Annotated in this window: 2 protein-coding genes; both read left to right on the top strand. The window is 69.8% G+C overall.

What is annotated here, in order from left to right; all coding sequences use genetic code 11:
- Positions 1 to 1,786, top strand: a 1,786-nt coding sequence (locus tag ACXJKH_RS18745) for an XVIPCD domain-containing protein (protein WP_457321625.1), incomplete at its 5' end; no start/stop codon positions are given.
- Positions 1,786 to 2,395: hypothetical protein (locus tag ACXJKH_RS18740; RefSeq protein ID WP_457321623.1), on the top strand; the 610-nt coding region annotated here is incomplete at its 3' end. The genes ACXJKH_RS18745 and ACXJKH_RS18740, both read left to right, overlap by 1 nt.

Here is a 2,395-nt window from a genome sequence, read left to right as displayed (position 1 = left end):
CGCCAACAGTGAGTACCGCGCCGCAGTGGGCAACGGCTCGATCACCTGGAATCCGGGCGATGGCGCGGTCAAGGGCGCCATCGAGCGGGACGTGGCCAAGGTGGGCTCCACGGCGCAGACGCAGGCTCAGGCGGTGACCTTCACGCACGCGAGCGCCGACGGCCTGGTGAACTATCAGGTGCAGATGGAGCGCTCGGCGGGCGCACGCGCGGAGGTGGGGGGTGGATCGAGCCGTGGCGCGGCCGCCGAGACGGCCACCACCGCCGGTGTACGCGGGCGCTACCTGGTCAGCCTGCCGGCCGGCAGCGATGCGGTCGATGCGGCGAAGGTGGACCCGTTCACGCCCACCACGATTCCCGTCGGTGGCCGCGTCACGCTCGATGCCCAGGCGTTCCAGGGCACTGCGCTGGACGCCAGCTTCCGCCACATCGCCACCCAGACCCAGCTCACCGAGGCCTCGGGCGCGAGCTATCGCGTGGACCGCCTCGATGCCGGGCATGTGCGCGTGACCATGGGGCCCAACCAGGCCGTGTCGGCATTCAACGGCCTGGGCGTATCGGCTGGCGGTGTCAATGCCATGCTCGGCCGCCAGGATGCGCTGGGGCAATCCACGCTGAAGACCGCAACGTTCGACCTTGGCCAGCCCGATGGCCAGGCCGCCTACGCGCACTTTGTCGGTACCGGCGAAATCGCCGCGCAGACGCCGGGCGTGGACGCGGTCGCCACCGTCGAACGGCTGGGCATGAGCTCGCAGACGCGGCTGAAGGTGGGCGTGGGTGAGAGCTTCAGTGCCGATCTGGGCGGTGCGCGCAACAGCGGCGACGTGGTGCGAACGCGCTTCGAGGATGGCAGCCATGTGGATGCGCGCCGCGTGGAATACAGTGACAACGTGCCCATGACCCGGCTCAGCGTGCATGCCGCCGACGGCCAGGAGAATGTCGACGCGCGCCGCTACGAGTTCCAGTTCGACCTGCGCAACGCGCCGCAGGCCCAACAGATCGCCGGCATGCTCAACACCGCGCTGACCGGCGACACCCGGCGCGCCGGGCCGGTGCAGGCCGGCGACACCCTCACCCTGGGCTTCAGCGAGGCGCAGATGCGCACGCTGATGCAGCAGACCCAGGCCATGGTGCAGGACCACCCCACCGCCGACCCGCGCTGGCGGTTGTTGGCCGAAGATGGCCACGGCCAGCCGCAGCAGGACGTGGACGCCTTCGCCACCACGCTGGCACGCCTGCAGGGCCAGTCCGCCTATGGCATGGCCGAACGCCTGTTCCATCTTTCCAACGCCGCCGACGGCGACCCGCGCAAGGGCTTCGAGCCGATCGCCGCCAGCGTGGACAGCCCGCGCCTGCGCGACCTGCCCGCACCGTCGCCGCTGCTGCCGCAGGATCCGCGCCATGCCGACAGCCCCGATCACGGGTTGATGCGGCAGAGCCAGAACGCAGTGGGGGCGCTGGATCAGGGCATGGGCCGTCAGCCCGATGCGATGAGCGAGCGTCTGTACATGGGATTGGTGGTGGCGGCACGCCGAGAAGGTCTGGAGCGGATCGACCAGGCGCAGCTCAGCGACGGCGGCCAGTACGCGTTCGCCGTGCAGGGCGAGCCGCATGCGGCGGACCGCAAGCTGGCCCGTGCCGAGACCAGCGAAGCGCTTGCCACGCCGGTGGGTGAGCATGTGCGCGCACTGCAGGAGGTGGCGCCCGCGCACGTACGCGACGCGCAGGCCGAACAGCAGCAGGTGGAAGAGCGTGTGCAGTCGCAGGCGCAGGGGATGTCGCGCTGATGACGCATCCGTGGGCCGCGCTGGCCGTTGCCCTGGCCAGCGCCGGCGCACCGGCTGCAGAACTGCTGCAGCCGGGCATCTATCGGCTGGACCCGGACGCGTGGTTGCAGGCTGCCCCGGCCACGCCAGCCCCAGGCGAGGCGTTCAAGCAGCGCTTCGCGCATGCGATTCCCGCCAGCGCCAAGGTGCGCGTTGCCTTCGTATCGCGCGATCCGCAGGGGCAGCGGAACACGCTGGTATTCGTCACCGACCCGGGCTATCGCTACGACATCAACGGCGAGAACAGGCTCTGCCCGGCCTATGCCTTCCCTGATTGGAACGACCGCTCCGACGCGCAGCCCTACTGTCGCACCAACATCAATGGCGATGGCAGCGAAGCCGCGTTCGACTGGAGCACCACCCAGTTCACTGTGCGCTGGAACGATCGCAAGCGTGCCACCGGCACCGAGCACATCCCGCCGCAGCGCAAACCCACCGCCGATGAGGTCGGGGCCTGCGCGATCAGCGACGTCTGTGCCCCCGAGGCTTACGGTCGCAGCGTCACCCATTACGAGGTGATCCATCCGCGTGATCGCTTCGTGCTACAGCAGGCGCGTGACTATTCCGATG

The sequence above is a fragment of the Stenotrophomonas sp. P5_B8 genome (assembly GCF_054049855.1).
The sequence above is the reverse complement of the archived record's forward strand: the minus strand, read 5'-3'. Positions and strand labels throughout refer to the sequence as shown.